The following is a 19,510-nucleotide window of genomic DNA, read 5'->3' on the forward strand; positions in this document are numbered from 1 at the left end:
AGTGGAATAAAAATGAAAAAAATAATGACTGTATTTGGGACACGTCCTGAAGCAGTAAAAATGGCGCCTCTTGTACAAGCATTGAAAAATGATGATGCACTAGAACCGATTGTTGTAGTTTCTGCTCAACATAGGGAAATGCTTGATTCAGTATTGGAAAGTTTTCATATCAAGCCAGATTATGACTTGAATATTATGAAGCAAGGGCAATCTTTATCAGAAATTACATCTCGTATTTTACAAAGGTTAGAGCACGTCATTCAAGAGGTAAAACCAGATATGATACTGGTTCATGGAGATACCATGACGACTTTTGCTGGAAGTTTAGCCGCTTTATATAATCAAGTACCTATTGGTCATGTTGAAGCTGGCTTACGTACATGGGATAAATATTCGCCATTTCCTGAAGAAATGAATCGGCAAATGGTAGGTGTAATGGCAGATTTGAATTTTGCTCCTACTAATAATGCTGCAAATAATCTTATTGCAGAAAACAAACCGCTGGATGCTATAGTAGTAACTGGTAATACAGCAATTGATGCGATGAAGACAACAATTCACGAAAATTATCAATCCGATATTATTTCGAAACATAAAGATAAACGTATTATCTTATTGACTGCGCACAGACGTGAAAATATTGGTGAACCTATGTCACATATTTTTAAAGCGGTAAGAGATATTGTGGATACTTATGAAGATGTTGTTGTTGTTTATCCTATGCATAAGAATCCTCAAGTACGAGAAATTGCTGATATTTATTTATCAGGGCATAGCCGTATAGAATTAGTCGAACCTTTGGAAGTGGTTGATTTCCATAATTTTGCCCATCAATCTTATATGATATTGACTGACTCTGGAGGAGTACAAGAAGAAGCGCCATCATTAGGCAAACCAGTATTAGTTTTAAGAGATACAACGGAAAGGCCAGAAGGTGTAGAAGCTGGCACACTTAAAATAGTAGGTACAAATGAACAATCAGTATTTGAGGCTACAAAAGAATTACTTGAAAATCAACAAGTATATGAAACGATGAGTAGTGCCCGCAATCCTTATGGTGATGGTAATGCATCATTACGGATATGTGAGAATATTAAATATTATTTTCATATAATTTCTGAAAAGCCAGAATCATTCAAATAATAAAAGGTGTTAATGTGTCATTTTTGTGACAATTATGTAAAAAATAAAACTACATTTTGAATAGAATTGACACGTTAACTACCCTATATTATTATTAAAATTGTATGATTGAAATGGTTTTCATAATTGAACGAAAAAGACGAAGTGAGGCACAGTCATGAAACGTTTCAACATCTTTTTTAATAGGTACATTAAATACTATTTTTATGGTATAATTGTGCTATTAATTGTGTTTATTTTCACATACTCACCATTTGTTTTGGGACTTATAATAGGTACACTAGGATCACTAATTAACACCTTTACTTTCGAATATTATTTAGAGAAAGCAAAAGAGAAAGACAATATACATATATCAACGGGCAACGTTTGGAGATATTTAATAGTGATACTTTCGTGTTGTATCTGGTATTTTTATAAGGATCAAATTAATATTATTGGTGTAGTCATTGGTTTAATGATTTCGTATGTTTTGATTGTTTTCAAACCATTTATACACAAGAAATAAATTTAATATATGAAAGAGGTGAGAAAGCATGAAGCATAAAGACCCTCTTGTCAGTTGGGATGTATTCGGTATAGACATCGTGTTTAACCTATCATCAATTTTGATGTTGATTATTACATCGGTTATTGTTTTTGTCATAGCTATTACTTGTACACGCAACCTCAAGAAACGTCCAACTGGTAAGCAAAACTTTATCGAGTGGGTTTTTGACTTTGTAAGAGGAATTATTGAAAGTAACATGGCTTGGTCCAAGGGTGGTCAGTTCCATTTCTTAGCTGTTACATTAATATTTTTCATATTTGTGAGTAATATGCTAGGGTTACCATTTCAATTAATTTCAGGTCATACACTGTGGTGGAAATCACCGACAGCAGATGCCACTGTAACTTTAACTCTATCAACATTAGTCATCCTATTGACGCATTATTATGGTGTTAAGATGACAGGTACTAAAGGCTATTTCCGTAACTATACAAAACCTATCTTCTTATTACCGATTAACATTTTTGAAGAATTTACTTCAACGTTAACGCTTGGTTTACGTTTGTACGGTAATATATTTGCAGGTGAGTTATTACTTGGATTATTGTCAGGTTTAGTATTTAGTTTCCCAGCCTGGGGATGGATCATTGGATTACCTGGACTCGTAGTTTGGCAAGGTTTTTCAATATTCATAGGTACAATTCAAGCATACATTTTTGTAATGCTTTCAATGGTTTATATGTCCCATAAAGTTCAGGACAGTCATTAAATAAAATTAAAAGAAAAAAATTAGGAGGATTTTATAAATGAATACAATCGCAGCAGCAATCGCAATCGGCTTATCAGCATTAGGTGCAGGTATCGGTAACGGTCTTATCGTTTCAAGAACAGTAGAAGGTGTAGCACGTCAACCAGAAGCACGCGGACAATTAATGGGTATTATGTTTATTGGTATTGGTTTAGTTGAGGCATTACCTATCATCGGTGTAGTTATCGCTTTCATGTCACTATAATTCAAACAGCTATTCAGGCGAGGTCACTGTGACTTTCGCCGTTCGTTTTTATAAATATGTCTTATGATGATAATGAATGAAAGGAGTGTCTATGTAAGTGACTGCTACGACAAATATGTTCGTACTTGGTGCAGCTGGAGCAAGCGGAGTTCAATGGGGAACTATTATTGTTACCTGTATAACTTTCGGTATCTTATTACTATTATTGAAAAAATTTGCATGGGGTCCATTAAAAGATGTAATGGATAAACGTGAGCACGATATTAATAAAGATATTGACGATGCTGAACAAGCTAAGCTTAATGCACAAAAGTTAGAAGAACAAAATAAACAAACATTAAAAGAAACGCAAGATGAGGTTCAAAGGATTTTAGAAGACTCTAAAGTTCAAGCGCGTAAACAACATGAAGAAATTATTCATGAAGCGAATATCAGAGCAAATGGTATGGTTGAAACAGCACAAAATGAAATTAATAGTGAGAAAGAACGTGCAATTGCAGATATCAACAATCAAGTTTCTGAGCTTTCAGTATTAATCGCATCGAAAGTACTTCAAAAAGAAATTTCAGAACAAGACCAAAAAGCATTAGTTGAAAAGTACATTAAAGAGGCAGGCGATAAGTAATGGCTAAAATAGCAAAAAAATATGCCAAGGCATTATTTGATACTGCTAAAGATGCAGACATCCTTGACGCAATGTATGAAGAATTTTCAACTATCAATGCAGCAGTTCATTCAGAAATAAAAAAGTTACATGAATTGGATAGAGATCCACAAAAAGACGTTGACCAACGTCATCGCTTTGTGAATGTTGTTTTTGGTCATGCCAACCAGTATATGCACAATATGTTGATGATATTAGCTAGTAATCGTCATCTTGGATATATTCATGAAATATACACAGAATTTGAAACATTATACAACGAACTTCATAATCAAGATTATGCTGTTATCGAATCAGTATATGAACTCTCTGAAGAAGAAGTATCACGTATAGAAGAAATTATAAAAGCACGTACAAAACTTTCTAAAACAATGATTACTAATAAAATTAATCCAGAACTTATCGGTGGTATCAGAGTAAAAGTAGGTACTAAAGTTATGGACGCAAGTTTGAAAAATGACCTTGCACAATTAGAAAAACAATTTACAAGAGTGAAATAAAAATAGAAGGAGTGACATAGATGGCCATTAAAGCTGAAGAAATCAGTGCATTACTTCGCTCACAAATAGAAAATTATGAGTCGGAAATGGCAGTTACTGATGTAGGTACAGTTCTACAAATTGGTGATGGCATCGCTTTAATCCACGGATTAAATGATGTTATGGCTGGTGAGCTAATAGAATTCAAAAGTGGCGTTCTAGGCTTAGCACAAAACTTAGAAGAATCAAATGTAGGTGTCGTTATTTTAGGACCATACGCTGATATCAAAGAAGGGGACGAAGTAAAACGTACTGGACGTATTATGGAAGTACCTGTAGGTGATGAATTAATCGGTCGTGTGGTTAATCCATTAGGACAAGCTATTGATGGGCAAGGACCAATCAATACTACTAAAACACGCCCTGTAGAAAAGAAAGCAACTGGTGTTATGGATCGTAAATCCGTTGACGAACCACTACAAACAGGTATTAAAGCCATTGATGCGCTTGTACCAATTGGCCGTGGGCAACGTGAATTGATTATCGGTGACCGCCAAACTGGTAAAACAACAGTAGCAATCGACACAATCTTAAACCAAGCTGATCAAGATACAATCTGTATCTATGTAGCGATTGGACAAAAAGATTCAACAGTTCGTGCCAATGTTGAAAAATTACGTCAAGAAGGCGCATTAGATTATACAATTATCGTATCTGCTTCAGCAGCAGATCCAGCTCCAATGCTTTACATAGCGCCATATGCTGGTGTTGCTATGGCTGAGGAATTCATGTTTGCTGGTAAAGATGTATTAATCGTTTATGATGACTTAACGAAACAAGCTGCAGCTTATCGTGAATTATCATTACTATTACGTAGACCACCAGGCCGTGAAGCTTATCCAGGTGATGTATTCTACTTACACAGTAGATTACTTGAGAGAGCTGCCAAATTAAACGATGATTTAGGTGGAGGCTCAATAACTGCTTTACCAATTATCGAAACACAAGCTGGTGATATTGCAGCATACGTGCCAACAAACGTAATCTCAATTACTGATGGACAAATCTTCTTACAATCAGATTTATTCTTCTCTGGTGTTAGACCTGCAATTAACGCAGGACAATCCGTATCACGTGTTGGTGGTTCAGCTCAAATTAAAGCAATGAAAAAAGTTGCTGGTACATTACGTTTAGATTTAGCGTCTTATCGTGAATTAGAGTCATTCGCTCAGTTTGGTTCTGATTTAGATGAGTTCACTGCACAAAAATTAGAGCGTGGTAAACGTACGGTTGAAATCTTGAAACAAGATAAAAACAAACCACTACCTGTAGAAAATCAAGTTTTAATTATTTATGCTTTAACTAAAGGTTATTTAGATGATATCCCTGTTGAAGATATTACACGTTTTGAAGACGAGTTAAATCTATGGGCTAAATCTAATGCGACTGAATTATTAAATGAAATCAAAACTTCAGGTGCGCTTCCTAAAGATGACGCGTTTGAATCTGCAATTAATGAATTCAAAAAAAGTTTCAGTAAATCAGAAGCGTAATAGTTAAAGTTAAATAAAAGGTGGTGAGATAATGGGATCTCTTAAAGAGATTGATACACGTATAAAATCAACCAAAAAAATGAAACAGATTACGAAAGCAATGAACATGGTGTCAAGTTCGAAATTGCGTCGTGCTGAAAGTAATACAAAGCAGTTCAGACCTTATATGGAAAAAATGCAAGACGCTATTACTGCAGTAGCTGGTGCTGATAAAAATTCACATCATCCAATGTTGCAACAACGTGAAGTGAAGAAAAGTGGGTACTTAGTGATTACTAGTGATAAAGGCCTTGCAGGTGCATATAACGCAAATGTACTCAAGCACCTAGTGAAAGATATAGAGAGTAAACATGCTAGTAAGGATGAATACTCCATCTTAGTCTTAGGACAAACAGGTGTGGATTTCCTTAAAAACAAGGGATATGAAATTCATGAATCGCTTATAGATGTACCAGATCAACCTTCATTTAAAGAAGTACAAGCTATCGCTAAAAAAGCGATTGATTTGTATAGCGAAGAAGTTGTTGATGAGGTTAAAATTTATTTTAGTCATTTCGTTAGTGTATTAGAAAATACGCCTTCAACTAAAACTGTGCTTCCATTGTCTCCTGAAGATTCTAGTTTAGGACATGGTCAAATGTCTTCATATGAGTTTGAACCAGATAAAGAAGCGATATTAAGCGTTATTCTACCTCAATACGTAGAGAGTTTAATATATGGAACAATTTTAGATGCAAAAGCAAGTGAACATGCTACACGTATGACTGCAATGAAAAATGCTTCTGATAATGCGTCAGATATTATTGATGACTTATCAATACAATATAACAGAGCAAGACAAGCAGCGATAACTCAACAAATCACTGAAATCGTTGGTGGTTCAGTAGCGCTTGAATAATTATTAAAGGAGGAAAAAAACATGGGATTAGGCCGTGTAACACAAGTTATGGGTCCAGTAATTGATGTTCGTTTTGAACACAATGAAGTTCCAGAGATTAACAACGCCTTAGTACTTGATGTAGAAAGAGATGAAGGTACTGTTTCTCTTACATTAGAAGTCGCATTACAATTAGGCGACGATGTAGTTCGTACGATTGCAATGGATTCAACTGATGGTGTTAAACGTGGTACAGAAGTTCGAGATAGTGGTAGCAGTATTAGCGTGCCAGTTGGTGATGCTACACTAGGACGTGTATTTAACGTTTTAGGTGATACAATTGATTTAGATGATAAACTTGAAAGCTCCGTTAAACGTGATCCGATTCATAGAAAATCACCTGCTTTTGACCAATTATCAACAAAAGTTGAAATTTTAGAGACAGGTATCAAAGTAATTGATTTACTTGCACCATATATTAAAGGTGGTAAAATCGGTTTATTTGGTGGAGCCGGTGTAGGTAAAACGGTATTAATTCAAGAATTAATTAACAATATTGCTCAAGAACATGGTGGTATTTCAGTATTTGCTGGTGTAGGTGAACGTACACGTGAAGGTAATGACTTATACTATGAAATGAGCGATAGTGGTGTTATTAAGAAAACAGCCATGGTATTTGGTCAAATGAATGAGCCACCTGGTGCGCGTATGCGTGTTGCGTTATCTGGTTTAACAATGGCAGAACATTTCCGTGATGTACAAGGCCAAGATGTTTTACTATTTATTGATAACATATTCAGATTTACACAAGCTGGTTCAGAAGTATCAGCGTTGTTAGGCCGTATGCCTTCAGCCGTTGGTTATCAACCAACACTTGCTACTGAAATGGGACAATTACAAGAACGTATCACATCAACTACAAAAGGTTCGGTTACTTCTATTCAAGCAGTATTCGTACCAGCCGATGACTATACTGACCCAGCGCCAGCTGCAGTATTTGCTCACTTAGATGCAACAACTAACTTAGAGCGTAAATTGACTGAAATGGGTATTTACCCAGCAGTTGACCCGTTAGCATCTACATCAAGAGCACTTGATCCAACAATTGTTGGTCAAGATCATTATGAAATAGCACGTGATGTACAATCTACATTACAAAAATATAGAGAATTACAAGATATCATTGCTATTTTAGGTATGGATGAATTATCTGAAGAAGATAAACAAACAGTTGAACGTGCACGTCGTATTCAGTTCTTCTTATCACAAAACTTCCACGTAGCTGAACAATTTACTGGTCAAAAAGGATCATATGTACCTGTTCAAAAAACTGTAGAAGGCTTCAAAGCAATTTTAGATGGCGAATATGATCATATTCCAGAAGATGCATTCCGTCTTGTAGGTAGTATGGAAGAAGTAATTGCCAAAGCTAAAGATATGGGTGTTGAAGTTTAAAAATTAGGAGGTATAGATAATGAACACATTAAGCCTAAATATTGTCACTCCTAATGGTTCTGTTTACGACCGAGAAGATGTTAATCTTGCAGTATTACAAACTACTGCAGGTGAGATTGGTGTCATGTATGGACATATTCCAACTGTTGCAGCACTTGAAATTGGCTATGTCAAAATAAATTTTGACGGTGGTTCAGAATATATTGCAGTGAGTGAAGGTTTTGTTGAAGTAAGACAAGATAAATTATCAATTATTGTACAAACTGCAGAACCTGCGAAAGAAATAGATGTTGCTAGAGCAGAATTAGCGAAATCTAGAGCAGAATCTCATTTGAATAATGAAGAAGATAGTAGCGATATTAATAGAGCTAAACGTGCTTTAGATCGTGCGAATAACCGTATTCGTGTTGCTAATTTACAATAAATTATTTGTTAAAGTTTCTTAAGTAGAAATGTCTTAAACTGTCGATAAAGTCACTGGCTTTGTCGACAGTTTTTTATGTTGTTAGTGAAACTGATCTTAATATCAAATAGGCGATACTATTCATTATACAATCAATAATATTATTTTAAGTGATAGACACTATAAACTATGCGTATTGTGAGCTGTCAATCTTTAGAAAGAATATGAATAATACGTTTGAAACGGGGAAAAGATATCATATAAGTAGTGAGAATACCTTAAACAGTATAGTTCTAAAGTATCATTTCGGTCATTTTTCATGTAAAATAAATGGACAGTGTAAAGCGAGGAGCATGACTTATGGAATATTTAGGACAATTTTCGATTGTACATCTTATCTTACATGTTATTTGTATTTGTATTGCTTATTGGGCACTAAATGCAGTAAGATTAGAGCAGTTTTTTAAAAAAGGATTTCCTATGCAAGTTCAAATTTGCATGATTTTCTTAGCAATTTTGTTAGGCACTGCTGTAAGTAATTTTATTGTGGATTTACTACAATTTTCAACGCAAATAAAATATTTGGCACAATAATTCAAATACTTGTATATTTTTTTGAATTATAGATATAATTAATAAGAGTAATTAATGGTAAAAATATTAAAACGAAATATATAAGTAGTTAAGTGGAGGATTTAAGATGGATATGATAGAAATCAACGGTGGAAGTAGATTAACTGGAGAAGTCAAAGTTTCAGGTGCAAAAAATGCAGTATTACCAGTATTAACTGCTTCGCTATTAGCATCAAGAGGTGTCAGTAAACTTATGAATGTGCCTGCATTAAGTGATGTAGAAACAATTAATAATGTTATTTCAACATTAAATGCAGACGTTTCTTATAATAAAGAAGAAGAATCTGTTACAGTAGATGCAACAAAGCAACTAAATGAAGAAGCACCATACGAATACGTTAGTAAAATGAGAGCAAGTATTCTTGTTATGGGGCCTTTATTGGCACGTTTAGGTCATGCAAAGGTTGCCTTACCAGGTGGTTGTGCAATTGGTTCAAGACCTATCGAACAACATATTAAAGGTTTTGAAGAATTAGGCGCAGACATTCACATGGATGGCGGTTTTATTTATGCTAGTACTGAAAATGGTTTGAAAGGAACAACAATTCATTTAGATTTTCCTAGTGTAGGCGCTACACAAAATATAATCATGGCAGCATCTTTAGCAGAGGGTAAAACAGTATTAGAAAATGTTGCTCGCGAACCTGAAATCGTTGATTTAGCTAATTACATAAATGAAATGGGAGGAAATGTTGTTGGTGCAGGAACGGATACAATTATCATACATGGTGTAGATGAGTTACATGGTGTTGAACATGCCATCATTCCTGATAGAATTGAAGCCGGCACATTGCTAATTGCTGGTGCAATTACACGTGGTGACGTTTTAGTAAATGGTGCGATCAAAGAGCATATGACAAGTTTAGTATATAAATTAGAAGAAATGGGTGTTAATTTAGACTATCAAGATGATGCGATTCGAGTAACTGTTGAAGATAAACTTAAACCAGTAGATATCAAAACATTACCACACCCTGGTTTTCCTACAGACATGCAATCTCAAATGATGGCGTTATTACTTACAGCTGAAGGTCATAAAGTAGTTACTGAAACAGTATTCGAAAATAGATTTATGCACGTAGGAGAATTTAAGCGTATGAATGCTAAAATCACAGTTGAAGGTAGAAGCGCTAAAATAGAAGGTAAAAGTGAGCTACAAGGAGCACAAGTAAAAGCAACAGACTTACGTGCCGCAGCTGCATTGATTTTAGCTGGTTTAGTAGCAGATGGCAAAACTCAAGTTACTGAACTAAAACATTTAGACAGAGGTTATGTTGATTTACATGGTAAGTTAAGTGCATTAGGTGCAGATATTAGACGTGTAAACAATTAAAATCTAGCTACAATAATTTATAAATTGCAACGGAAGAAGATTTGGAGGAAGTTAACAATGGAAACAATTTTTGATTACAATGAAATAAAAGAAATTATACCACATAGACAACCTTTTTTATTAATCGATCGTGTGGTTGAATACGAAGCGGGTGAACGTTGCGTCGCAATTAAACAAGTTTCTGGTAATGAACCATTTTTCCAAGGTCATTTTCCTGATTACGCCGTTATGCCTGGCGTATTGATAACAGAAGCGCTGGCTCAAACAGGTGCTGTAGCTATCTTAAATAGTGAAGGAAATAAAGGGAAACTAGCACTATTTGCAGGTATAGATAAATGTAGATTTAAGAAACAAGTAACTCCTGGTGACACATTAAAACTAGAAGTTGAAATTACTAAAATGCGTGGACCAATTGGTAAAGGTAATGCCAAGGCTACAGTAGATGGTCAATTGGCTTGTAGTTGTGAATTAACATTTGCCATTCAAGATAAATAAGTAAAAGCCTCAAGGATTAGGTGTATCATACACCAGCCTTGAGGCTTTTTTATTTTTCTATTTTTTCATCTTTTAGACGTGGTTTCGATTGCATCATTCGATTAAATGATTTTTTTAGTTCTTCACCAGTTAATCCTTCATCAATTAACTGTTCTAATAAGCTTTCTGCATAAACTTGTCTAAGAGTATAAATGTGACATTCAAAAACGACAGAAATAGAATGTTCAAGTTTACTGATGTTTTTTATAGTTGCATCAAAAAGTGCCGGATCATTTGCAGGACGTGTGATGACCACACGTATATCTAATAATGTTTCATCTTCCATATATGTTTTCATTGTTTCATAATGAAAGTCTGATATAACAATTTCTAATAACCAGCCAGTGCCACTATTTTCTTTATTGATTATAACGCCATCTTCTAATTCGTATTCAGTGACGCCGCCACTTTCTGATACGATTTGAAATCGAACAGCTTTAAATGATTTCATCGTTCTCACATCCATTTAATAAATTTAAATTCTACAATTATTTCATTTATACAATCATTATAACGTAATTTTAAATAGTAAAGGTGAATTTTGTAGAATTTAGTGTGAATTCACTTTTAAATTCTAGTATTAATGCATTTTGACCTGCGATTTGAAAATGATTAGTATAAAGTTACAAAGGAGGTGACATATGATTAACAACATTGTCATAGTAGGGAGATTAACCAAAGACCCTAAAATTTATGAAAAGGAGGGGAATAAATTAGCTACAATGTGTGTAGCGATAACAAGAAATTATAAAGATAAGGATCAAAATACTATTTGTGATTATCTCTATTGTAAGGCAGTTGGTAAAATAGCTAATAATATCGAACTATATTTAAATAAAGGATCACTTGTGGGTATCACTGGTCAAATGCAATCACGAAAATATGAAAAAGAAGGGCAGATGCATTTTGTATCGGAACTTTTTATTGAAACGATTAGATTTATGTCTCCGAGAAGCAAAGATGAAGTTAATGAATTTCATGAAATATTCCCTATAGAGCAAGTTTGTAATTCTAATAAAGAAAAAAATTTACAAGATAATGAAATATATGAAATTGTATAATACTCCCAATTTAAACCTACCTCAAAATTAACCCACCCAAATCTATATACATTAAATCCTACTATCAATTATACTTCTTCAGGCTATTCCTCTTAATGTAAGTGAAAAAGAGGGATAGCTTTTTAAATATAAAAATAATTTTTGAGAAATGAAAAAGTAAAATAGAAGATTCTATTATCCAGAATAGTCAGATAAATTACAATTATATTACATGTCATATAACGATTTAATATTCTAAAAAACTTTCACAGTGGTATTTAAACAGAATGAAATTAATTTAAAAATATATTTATATGTAATTTAATCGTAAAGAAAGGGCAGTTTTTTTCACTTCACTGTAACCTACAAGGATTTTATGAATGTTATAGTTGTAATTGCAAATTAATCATAAATAACTTATTTATCTTATAGGAGGATTTTTTTACAATGAAAAAAACAGTAATCGCATCAACTTTAGCAGTAGGACTTGGAGTAACAGGATTTGCAGCAGGAAATTCAGCTGACGCTGCTGAACAAGGTGTAGACAAAGCACAATTAGCACAACAAGCACTAACTAATCCAGAATCATTAAATGAAGCACCAGTTCAAGAAGGTGCATATGACATTAATTTCACATACAATAATACAGACTTTAACTTTTCTTCAGACGGTGAAAACTTTAGCTGGAGCTATGGGGAAGGTTCTAGCGAAGAATCAAACACACCAGTAGAAGAAACTACAAATAATAATGTACAAGAAGAGCAAGCTCAAACTACAACAGAGCAACCAGCACAAGAAGCAGCACCTCAAGAAGAAACAACACAACAACCGCAACAAGAAGCAACTTCACAACCTTCAACTACTTCAAACGAATCAAGTTCAAATGAAGCTTCAGAAGGTTCATCAGGTATAAATGCACACTTACAACAAATTGCGCAACGTGAATCAGGTGGCGATATTCATGCTACAAACCCATCATCAGGTGCTTCAGGTAAGTTCCAATTCTTACAAAGTACATGGGATTCAGTAGCACCAGCTCAATATCAAGGTCAACCAGCTGGTAATGCACCAGAAGCAGTACAAGACGCTGCAGCTCAAAAATTATATGATGAAGTTGGCCCTTCACAATGGGTAACTGCATAATATAATAGTAAGTTAATATAGTGAATGATTAGAGTCCGCGACATAACTAGATGTCGCGGACTTTTTTATCGTAAAGATAACATACTAATGAAATAATAAAGTTAAATATTAATGTGATTTCGAAAATAGTCATATTCGTAGGAGATAAACTAATCTAATGAAATCTTTTTAACTAAATTTGATTTCTATGTCCTTAGTTTATATATAAACCATTTTATTGCAATAGCTGGCTTACTTTGATATCTTTTAGATAAATACAATATATAAAATCTACTAGGGGAGCCTTTTGGCTGAGATGATTTACGTCAGACCCTTACAACCTGATTTGGTTAATGCCAACGTAGGAAAGTAGTTTAATTATAGTTAAATTGCTATACCTTTCTATTAATTAACTACATTCCTAGTTGGAATGTAGTTTTTTAATTTATAGGAGGAAATCATTTGTTATTTTCAGAAATGTTAAAAAAAGAGTCACAATATATCATCAATGATATTTACGAGGATCCATTTATTCAAGGGATGTTGCACGGTGATTTATCAATTAATGCCACAAAGTTTTATTTACGTGCCGACGCATCGTATCTAAAAGAATTCGCTAATATATATGCATTGCTAATTCCAAAAATGAATAAATTAGAAGACGTGAAATTTTTAGTAGATCAAATTCAGTTTATTGTAGATGGTGAAGTAGAGGCACATGAAATCTTGGCTGAATATGTTGGAGAAAATTATGATGATATTGTAAGTGAAAAAGTCTGGCCACCAAGTGGTGATCATTATATTAAGCACATGTATTTTAATGCGTATGCAAAAGAAAATGCAGCATATACGATTGCTGCAATGACGCCTTGTCCTTATGTTTACCAAGCGATTGCACAACGTGCGTTAGAAGATAATCAATTAAATAGAGATTCGATATTAGCAAAATGGTTCGATTTTTATAGTACTGAAATGGATGAACTGGTCGATGTATTTGATAAATTATTGAATAAACTAACTGAAGCATGTACAGTTGATGAAAAGTATGAAATAAAAATGTGTTTTTTACAAAGTACAATTCATGAACGTAATTTCTTTAATATGTCATATATAGAAGAAGATTGGTTATATGGAGGGGAATAAAATGAAGAAACCGAAAATTGCTTTGACTATTGCAGGCACCGACCCAACTGGTGGCGCCGGTGTTATGGCAGATTTAAAATCTTTTCATGCGTGTGGCGTATATGGGATGGCCACTATAACGAGTATTGTAGCTCAAAATACAAAAGGCGTACAACACATCCATAATTTAGAAACTCAATGGTTATCTGAACAACTTAGCAGTGTTTTTGATGATGAGTTACCACATGCAATTAAAACGGGTATGATTGCATCAAAAGATATGATGAAAGTTATTCAAGCGTATTTAGAAACGTATCCAGATATACCATACGTTATAGATCCAGTTATGCTAGCAAAAAGTGGAGACTCACTGATGGATGATGATGCTAAAAAGGATTTACAGAATATTTTATTACCATTGGCTACAGTCGCAACGCCTAATTTACCTGAAGCAGAAGAAATCACTGGATTGACTATAGATAATGAAGCATCTATTTATAAAGCCGGTGAAATTTTCATAAATGAAATTGGTAGTAAAGGTGTTGTGATTAAAGGTGGGCATGCTGAAGATTTAGATAAAGCTAAAGACTACTTATTCACGAAGGAAAATGTTTATACTTTTGAAGATCCACGTTATGAAACAAAACACACACATGGTACAGGATGTACATTTTCAGCAGTCATCACTGCGGAACTCGCCAAAGGTAAATCAATTTTTGAAGCGGTCAAAAAAGCTAAAGCCTTTATTTCATTAAGTATCAAATACACACCTGAAATAGGTCAGGGTAGAGGACCAGTAAACCATTTTGCATATATGAAGAAAGTAGGTTTAGATGATGAATAGCTTGAATCAATTAAGAGAAAATAATCCGTTAGTTATTTGTTATACGAATGATGTTGTAAAGAATTTTACAGCCAATGGCTTATTGAGCTTAGGCGCAAGTCCAGCTATGAGCGAAGCACCGGAAGAAGCGATGGATATGCTTACTTATGCAAATGCACTACTAATAAATATTGGTACACTGACGAAAGCAAGAGAAATAGATATATTAAAGATTGCTAAAACGGCAAATCAAATAGGAACGCCCATTGTTTTTGACCCTGTAGCGGTAGGAGCGTCTCAATATCGAAAAGATTTCTGCGCAACTTTTTTGAAAGAAATTGATGTTGCTGTAATCAAAGGTAATGCATCAGAATTATTAGCATTGATGGATGCAGATACAACAATGAAAGGGACAGATAGTGACCAAGATTTGGATGCAATTACTATTGCTAAAAATGCATATAAACAATTTGATACAGCAATAGCCATAACAGGAGAAACAGATATTGTGATTCAAGACAATAAAATGTATAAATTATCTAATGGCTCACCATTATTAGCAAAAGTGACAGGCGCTGGATGTCTGTTAGGTGCAGTTATAGCGAGTTTTTTAAATCAAGATAAAAAAGTGACTGTAGATAGGTTAATAGATGCTATTTCAATTTATAATATAGCTTCAGAACAAGCTGAACAAAATTCAAAAAATAATGGACCTGGCTCATTTATGATTGAATTACTAAATGCACTTTATCACATTCAATACGATGACTATTTAACATTGAGTAACAGGCAAGAGGTGTAATTATGTTCGATAAAGATAGTTTGAAAGTTTATTTTATATGCGGTACTCAAGATATACCAGTATCGAAATCGATAAAAGAGGTTGTGAAAACAGCCTTAGATTCAGGTATCACTATGTTTCAATATAGAGAAAAGGGTGATGGTTCTTTAACTGGAAATGATAAGGTGGAAATGGCACAACAATTATTAGAACTTTGTCACAGTTATAATGTACCTTTTATTGTAAATGATGATGTAACACTAGCTGAAAATATAAATGCTGATGGAATTCACGTAGGGCAAAATGATATGAAAGTTACGGAGTTTGCTCAAAAATTTAAAAATAAAATTATTGGTCTAAGTATTAGTGATATTAAGGAATATGAGCAATCTGATTTAACTTATGTTGATTATATCGGTGTTGGTCCGATGTACGCCACTAATTCTAAACAGGATGCAAACTCCCCAGTTGGTCCTGAAATGATACCTAAGTTAAGAAGTTATATTGAGGATTTCCCAATCGTTGCAATAGGCGGAATTACTGTCGATAATACAGAAGAAATAATCCAAGCTGGAGCGAACGGTGTATCAATCATTTCTGCAATAAGTAAAAGTGACAATATAAGTAAGACAGTAAGACAATTTTTACAAAATGTTGATTAAAGTATAAAAATTTCTTTTTTTGTTTTCTACTTCCCTCCTAATATGATAAAATAAATTCTATGTGAATATATCATTAGAGGTGGAAAAATGAAGAAGAAAGCGCTACTCCCTTTATTATTAGGTGTAATGGTCTTTTTAGCAGGCTGTGACTATTCAAAACCTGGAAATAGAGATGGATTTTTCTATAATACGTTCGTAGAACCAATGGATAAAGTTATACATTGGTTAGGAACTAGTTTTAATAACGACTATGGTTTAGCAATCATAGTACTTGTATTGGCGATTCGTGTAGTATTATTGCCATTCATGTTATCAAACTATAAAAACAGTCACATGATGCGTGAAAAAATGAAGGTTGCAAAACCGGATATTGATGCTATTCAAGAAAAGGTTAAACGTTCGCGTACGCAAGAAGAGAAGATGGCAGCAAATCAAGAAATGATGGAAGTTTATAAAAAATATGATATGAACCCTATGAAGAGCATGTTAGGTTGTTTACCGATTTTAATCCAAATGCCGATTATTATGGGATTATTCTTCGTATTAAAATACCCTTCAAGCGGTGGTTTCACTGAACACCCTAACTTCTTATGGTTTAACTTAGCAAAACCAGATATTTGGATTACAATTATTGCAGGTATTTTATACTTCTTACAAGCATATGTATCAAGTAAGAGTATGCCAAATGAACAACGTCAAATGGGTTATATGATGATGGTCATCTCACCTATAATGATTGTGTGGATTGCATTAAGCTCTGCATCTGCTTTAGGTCTATATTGGTCAGTTAGTGCGGCGTTCTTGATTGTACAAACACAAGTAGCAAATATGTATTACTCAAAACTTGCTAAAAAAGAAGTGGCACCGATGATTGAAGCAATGGAGAAAAATAAAGCAGAATCAACTGGTAAAGGTAAAAACACACAAGTAGTATCTAAGAAAAACAAAAAAAAATAAAATAAACACCAAGAGTTAAATTTCTAGATATAAGAAGAATCCCGAACTGATAATTAAATCAGTTCGGGATTCTTTTTGGTTCGAAAGTTTTTGATTATTTAAATTTAATGTTACAACTAGCAATACCATTCATTAAAAAATTGTTCAACGAATTGTTGCATATATTGATGTCGCTCTTGTGCAATTTGTTTGGCAGTAGTTGTATGCATTAAATCTTTAAGTTTAAATAATTTTTCATAAAAATGTTTTATAGCAGAAGGGGACCATTCGCTATAAAGAGATGTATCGACCTCGTTAATATTCTTTGTATCATGTTCTTTCCACATAGATTCTTTAAAATGACCGGAAAATTGAAAAGTTCTAGCAATACCAATAGCACCAATTGCATCTAGTCTATCAGCATCACGTACAATTTGGCCTTCGATAGATAATGATACAAGGTTGTTTTGCCCATTTTTATAACTGATATTCTCGATAATATATAAGATATGTTGTAACTGTTCGGGAGCTAATTGTAAGTTTGTTAGAAAGCTTTTCAAGTTTTGTAATGCTTTTTGAGTATTTGTAAGTTTTGTATCAACGGTGTCATGTAACAAACTTGCTAGTTGAATTGTTAACAAATCTCCTGCTTGTTCTTGTTTTGAGATGTATGTTGCCATTTTAACAACTCTATTAACATGAGCAATGTCATGGCCAGTCGTATCATTTTTATGAAAGTGAGTCATGTATTCATTTGCCTGATTAAGTATGTTTATATGATTCAAAATAAAATCACCTCTAAAGTTGTATATTGGTAATGATAAATATATGTTATTTATAAAAATAAAGGTCTAAGTAGTTTAACATCATAAACATTATCTTAGACCTCATAGCATACTATAATATTGGAGATAATAATCTAGAAATGCCTTCTTTAAATTTAATCCATAAGCTTCGCTGTTTGTAAATCTCTTGCGTTAATCTATAAGATACTTCCAAGTCTTTTTCGAAAGCTAATCTTAATTCTTTAGCTATGTGTGTATCATAAATAAAGGCATTAATTTCAAAGTTCAATGTAAAGCTACGATGATCCATATTTGTAGTCCCTACACTTGCAATTTCATCATCAATTACTAATGTTTTTGAATGTAAGAACCCATTATTATAATGGAATATATTTACACCAGCATCTAATAAAGAGGCAACGTTATTGTAGGTCGCCCAATATACGAATGGGTGATCAGGTTTATTTGGAATCATAATACTTACATCAACACCGCCAAGTGCTGCAATTTTTATTGCATCTAAAAATGACTGATCAGGAATAAAGTAAGGAGATTGAATATAGATAGATTGTTTTGCTGAAGCAATCATTTTTAAATAACCATATTTAATTTGTTCCCACGTTTCATCTGGACCACTAGATGCTATTTGTACACCTATGGTACCACCAGAATCTACGTCCGGAAAATAGCGGTCAGCGTATTTGAGATTATCACGTGTAGCTTGCGAGTTCCAATCTAGCATGAAACGTAACTGTAAGGCGTTGACAGCATCACCAACAATACGCAAATGTGTATCTCTCCAATAACCAAACTTTTTCTTCTTACCTAAATATTCTTCACCCACGTTGAAACCACCCACATAACCGATATGACCATCAATAATAACAATCTTTCTGTGATTTCGATTATTCATTCTAAGGTTGATTAGTGGTAGTTTAGAAGGGAAGAACGCTTCTACTTGACCACCGTTTTTCCTGAAAAATTTAAAATCTTTCAGTGAAAGACCTCTAGAACCCATATCATCATAGAGCATTTTAACTTCAATACCTTGTTCAAGCTTTTGTTCGAGCGCGTTCAAGATGCGTTCGCCAAGCGAATCATTTCTGAAAATATAGTATTGAATATGGATATAGTCGGTTGCTTCATCTATATCTTTAAGAAGAGAATCAAATTTTTCTTTACCATCAGTAAAAATTTTGATTTCATTATCTGTTGTTAAGAAAGCAGCATTATTATATAACAACATTTGAACCATATCTTTAAACTTTACGATTTGATGATTGCCTTTAGAAAAATCATCATTTTTTAAGGCTTCTAGTTGTTCGCTTACAATCATTTCAATTCCGATTTTATCTTCTTCATCTAATGAGAAGATGTGATCGCGCTGAATTTGTCTTCCAACAAATAGGTAAATAATAAAACCTAAGATGGGTATTAACACAAGGACTAAGAGCCAAGCCCAAATCGAACCAGCTGATCTTCGTTCCATAAAAATAATTGTAAACGCAAAGACAAGGTTTAATATAAATGCAGTAATCAAAATGATATTAATCACCACATTAGTATAATTGAGCGACATTGAAAATATATCTATCATATTAAACCTCCAAAATACAATTAATTAATTTTTAACTAGTGAAAGTCCTAACTATTGTAACATGT

23 protein-coding genes and 1 riboswitch are annotated in these 19,510 nt (G+C 33.6%); of the genes, 20 read left to right on the forward strand and 3 right to left on the reverse strand.

Annotated features, from left to right (window positions below; all coding sequences use genetic code 11):
* The first annotated feature begins 12 nt into the window (after nt 1–12).
* From wecB to fabZ, 13 genes are all read left to right on the forward strand, one after another.
* Complete coding sequence (gene wecB / locus BTM19_RS10895) at nt 13–1,143, forward strand: non-hydrolyzing UDP-N-acetylglucosamine 2-epimerase (protein WP_038678906.1); 1,131 nt, start codon at nt 13–15, stop codon at nt 1,141–1,143.
* Between the two features lie 157 nt (nt 1,144–1,300).
* Nucleotides 1,301–1,651, forward strand: a complete 351-nt coding sequence (locus BTM19_RS10900; protein ID WP_029377984.1) for an ATP synthase subunit I — start codon at nt 1,301–1,303, stop codon at nt 1,649–1,651.
* 28 nt (nt 1,652–1,679) lie between these two features.
* Nucleotides 1,680–2,402 (forward strand): F0F1 ATP synthase subunit A, encoded by a 723-nt coding sequence (gene atpB / locus BTM19_RS10905; protein WP_029377983.1) that lies wholly within the window; start codon nt 1,680–1,682, stop codon nt 2,400–2,402.
* Nucleotides 2,403–2,439: 37 nt separating this feature from the next.
* Entirely contained in the window at nt 2,440–2,646 is a 207-nt protein-coding gene (atpE, locus tag BTM19_RS10910; RefSeq protein WP_017722089.1) for a F0F1 ATP synthase subunit C, read from the forward strand.
* Between the two features lie 97 nt (nt 2,647–2,743).
* Nucleotides 2,744–3,271 carry a F0F1 ATP synthase subunit B gene (locus BTM19_RS10915; protein ID WP_038678904.1) on the forward strand — a complete coding sequence of 176 codons (528 nt, stop codon included), beginning with the start codon at nt 2,744–2,746 and terminating at the stop codon, nt 3,269–3,271.
* The gene (locus tag BTM19_RS10920) at nt 3,271–3,810 is read left to right on the forward strand and encodes a F0F1 ATP synthase subunit delta (RefSeq protein WP_058625502.1); all 540 of its coding nucleotides are present in this window, start codon (nt 3,271–3,273) and stop codon (nt 3,808–3,810) included. The genes BTM19_RS10915 and BTM19_RS10920 overlap by 1 nt, the downstream gene beginning before the upstream one ends.
* A 20-nt stretch (nt 3,811–3,830) precedes the next feature.
* A complete protein-coding gene (atpA, locus tag BTM19_RS10925) occupies nt 3,831–5,342 on the forward strand; it encodes a F0F1 ATP synthase subunit alpha (protein ID WP_029377980.1) in 1,512 nt (503 codons plus the stop codon).
* A gap of 31 nt (nt 5,343–5,373) precedes the next feature.
* Entirely contained in the window at nt 5,374–6,240 is an 867-nt protein-coding gene (gene atpG / locus BTM19_RS10930) for an ATP synthase F1 subunit gamma (protein WP_017722093.1), read from the forward strand.
* A gap of 21 nt (nt 6,241–6,261) precedes the next feature.
* On the forward strand, nt 6,262–7,674 hold the full coding sequence (gene atpD / locus BTM19_RS10935; protein ID WP_099265858.1) for a F0F1 ATP synthase subunit beta: 1,413 nt from the start codon (nt 6,262–6,264) through the stop codon (nt 7,672–7,674).
* Nucleotides 7,675–7,693: 19 nt separating this feature from the next.
* Complete coding sequence (locus BTM19_RS10940; protein ID WP_017722095.1) at nt 7,694–8,098, forward strand: F0F1 ATP synthase subunit epsilon; 405 nt, start codon at nt 7,694–7,696, stop codon at nt 8,096–8,098.
* A 339-nt stretch (nt 8,099–8,437) separates the two neighbouring features.
* On the forward strand, nt 8,438–8,671 hold the full coding sequence (locus tag BTM19_RS10945; protein ID WP_017722096.1) for a DUF1146 family protein: 234 nt from the start codon (nt 8,438–8,440) through the stop codon (nt 8,669–8,671).
* A gap of 106 nt (nt 8,672–8,777) precedes the next feature.
* A complete protein-coding gene (gene murA, locus BTM19_RS10950) occupies nt 8,778–10,043 on the forward strand; it encodes a UDP-N-acetylglucosamine 1-carboxyvinyltransferase (RefSeq protein WP_029377978.1) in 1,266 nt (421 codons plus the stop codon).
* Between the two features lie 57 nt (nt 10,044–10,100).
* Nucleotides 10,101–10,538 (forward strand): 3-hydroxyacyl-ACP dehydratase FabZ, encoded by a 438-nt coding sequence (gene fabZ, locus BTM19_RS10955; RefSeq protein ID WP_029377977.1) that lies wholly within the window; start codon nt 10,101–10,103, stop codon nt 10,536–10,538.
* A gap of 49 nt (nt 10,539–10,587) precedes the next feature.
* On the opposite strand, the gene BTM19_RS10960 is transcribed toward fabZ, so the two are convergent.
* Nucleotides 10,588–11,028: a YwpF-like family protein gene (locus BTM19_RS10960; protein WP_017722099.1), complete on the reverse strand. Its 441-nt coding sequence runs from the start codon at nt 11,026–11,028 to the stop codon at nt 10,588–10,590.
* A gap of 190 nt (nt 11,029–11,218) precedes the next feature.
* Between BTM19_RS10960 and BTM19_RS10965 the strand changes: the two genes are divergently transcribed.
* The 7 genes from BTM19_RS10965 (at nt 11,219) to yidC (ending at nt 17,084) form a co-directional block, all read left to right on the forward strand.
* On the forward strand, nt 11,219–11,638 hold the full coding sequence (locus BTM19_RS10965) for a single-stranded DNA-binding protein (RefSeq protein ID WP_029377976.1): 420 nt from the start codon (nt 11,219–11,221) through the stop codon (nt 11,636–11,638).
* 426 nt (nt 11,639–12,064) lie between these two features.
* Nucleotides 12,065–12,760, forward strand: coding sequence for a transglycosylase family protein (locus tag BTM19_RS10970; RefSeq protein ID WP_029377975.1), 696 nt, complete (start codon nt 12,065–12,067; stop codon nt 12,758–12,760).
* 265 nt (nt 12,761–13,025) lie between these two features.
* Nucleotides 13,026–13,124: riboswitch (TPP riboswitch) on the forward strand.
* Nucleotides 13,125–13,201: 77 nt separating this feature from the next.
* On the forward strand, nt 13,202–13,882 hold the full coding sequence (gene tenA, locus BTM19_RS10975; RefSeq protein WP_069796652.1) for a thiaminase II: 681 nt from the start codon (nt 13,202–13,204) through the stop codon (nt 13,880–13,882).
* A 1-nt stretch (nt 13,883) separates the two neighbouring features.
* On the forward strand, nt 13,884–14,705 hold the full coding sequence (gene thiD, locus BTM19_RS10980) for a bifunctional hydroxymethylpyrimidine kinase/phosphomethylpyrimidine kinase (protein ID WP_029377973.1): 822 nt from the start codon (nt 13,884–13,886) through the stop codon (nt 14,703–14,705).
* Entirely contained in the window at nt 14,698–15,486 is a 789-nt protein-coding gene (gene thiM, locus BTM19_RS10985; protein ID WP_038678895.1) for a hydroxyethylthiazole kinase, read from the forward strand. Before thiD ends, thiM begins: the two co-directional genes overlap by 8 nt.
* Nucleotides 15,487–15,488: 2 nt before the next feature.
* Nucleotides 15,489–16,127 (forward strand): thiamine phosphate synthase, encoded by a 639-nt coding sequence (gene thiE, locus BTM19_RS10990; protein ID WP_037557147.1) that lies wholly within the window; start codon nt 15,489–15,491, stop codon nt 16,125–16,127.
* Between the two features lie 87 nt (nt 16,128–16,214).
* Nucleotides 16,215–17,084, forward strand: coding sequence for a membrane protein insertase YidC (gene yidC, locus BTM19_RS10995; RefSeq protein ID WP_029377970.1), 870 nt, complete (start codon nt 16,215–16,217; stop codon nt 17,082–17,084).
* 116 nt (nt 17,085–17,200) lie between these two features.
* Here the strand turns inward: yidC and BTM19_RS11000 are convergent, their stop codons facing one another.
* The gene (locus tag BTM19_RS11000; RefSeq protein WP_081324837.1) at nt 17,201–17,848 is read right to left on the reverse strand and encodes an HD domain-containing protein; all 648 of its coding nucleotides are present in this window, start codon (nt 17,846–17,848) and stop codon (nt 17,201–17,203) included.
* A 112-nt stretch (nt 17,849–17,960) separates the two neighbouring features.
* Nucleotides 17,961–19,445, reverse strand: coding sequence for a cardiolipin synthase (cls, locus tag BTM19_RS11005; protein WP_069796650.1), 1,485 nt, complete (start codon nt 19,443–19,445; stop codon nt 17,961–17,963).
* Between the last annotated feature and the right edge of the window lie 65 nt (nt 19,446–19,510).

The organism is Staphylococcus xylosus, from assembly GCF_002732165.1.
Classification (GTDB): domain Bacteria; phylum Bacillota; class Bacilli; order Staphylococcales; family Staphylococcaceae; genus Staphylococcus; species Staphylococcus xylosus.

What these genes read in the sequence shown, in the direction of transcription:
- wecB (WP_038678906.1), top strand. Translation starts at nt 13, where the DNA reads ATGAAAAAAATAATGACTGTATTTGGGACACGTCCTGAAGCAGTAAAA.
- BTM19_RS10900 (WP_029377984.1), top strand. Translation starts at nt 1,301, where the DNA reads ATGAAACGTTTCAACATCTTTTTTAATAGGTACATTAAATACTATTTT.
- atpB (WP_029377983.1), top strand. Translation starts at nt 1,680, where the DNA reads ATGAAGCATAAAGACCCTCTTGTCAGTTGGGATGTATTCGGTATAGAC.
- atpE (WP_017722089.1), top strand. Translation starts at nt 2,440, where the DNA reads ATGAATACAATCGCAGCAGCAATCGCAATCGGCTTATCAGCATTAGGT.
- BTM19_RS10920 (WP_058625502.1), top strand. Translation starts at nt 3,271, where the DNA reads ATGGCTAAAATAGCAAAAAAATATGCCAAGGCATTATTTGATACTGCT.
- atpA (WP_029377980.1), top strand. Translation starts at nt 3,831, where the DNA reads ATGGCCATTAAAGCTGAAGAAATCAGTGCATTACTTCGCTCACAAATA.
- atpG (WP_017722093.1), top strand. Translation starts at nt 5,374, where the DNA reads ATGGGATCTCTTAAAGAGATTGATACACGTATAAAATCAACCAAAAAA.
- atpD (WP_099265858.1), top strand. Translation starts at nt 6,262, where the DNA reads ATGGGATTAGGCCGTGTAACACAAGTTATGGGTCCAGTAATTGATGTT.
- BTM19_RS10940 (WP_017722095.1), top strand. Translation starts at nt 7,694, where the DNA reads ATGAACACATTAAGCCTAAATATTGTCACTCCTAATGGTTCTGTTTAC.
- BTM19_RS10945 (WP_017722096.1), top strand. Translation starts at nt 8,438, where the DNA reads ATGGAATATTTAGGACAATTTTCGATTGTACATCTTATCTTACATGTT.
- murA (WP_029377978.1), top strand. Translation starts at nt 8,778, where the DNA reads ATGGATATGATAGAAATCAACGGTGGAAGTAGATTAACTGGAGAAGTC.
- fabZ (WP_029377977.1), top strand. Translation starts at nt 10,101, where the DNA reads ATGGAAACAATTTTTGATTACAATGAAATAAAAGAAATTATACCACAT.
- BTM19_RS10960 (WP_017722099.1), bottom strand. Translation starts at nt 11,028, where the DNA reads ATGAAATCATTTAAAGCTGTTCGATTTCAAATCGTATCAGAAAGTGGC.
- BTM19_RS10965 (WP_029377976.1), top strand. Translation starts at nt 11,219, where the DNA reads ATGATTAACAACATTGTCATAGTAGGGAGATTAACCAAAGACCCTAAA.
- BTM19_RS10970 (WP_029377975.1), top strand. Translation starts at nt 12,065, where the DNA reads ATGAAAAAAACAGTAATCGCATCAACTTTAGCAGTAGGACTTGGAGTA.
- thiD (WP_029377973.1), top strand. Translation starts at nt 13,884, where the DNA reads ATGAAGAAACCGAAAATTGCTTTGACTATTGCAGGCACCGACCCAACT.
- thiM (WP_038678895.1), top strand. Translation starts at nt 14,698, where the DNA reads ATGAATAGCTTGAATCAATTAAGAGAAAATAATCCGTTAGTTATTTGT.
- thiE (WP_037557147.1), top strand. Translation starts at nt 15,489, where the DNA reads ATGTTCGATAAAGATAGTTTGAAAGTTTATTTTATATGCGGTACTCAA.
- yidC (WP_029377970.1), top strand. Translation starts at nt 16,215, where the DNA reads ATGAAGAAGAAAGCGCTACTCCCTTTATTATTAGGTGTAATGGTCTTT.
- cls (WP_069796650.1), bottom strand. Translation starts at nt 19,445, where the DNA reads ATGATAGATATATTTTCAATGTCGCTCAATTATACTAATGTGGTGATT.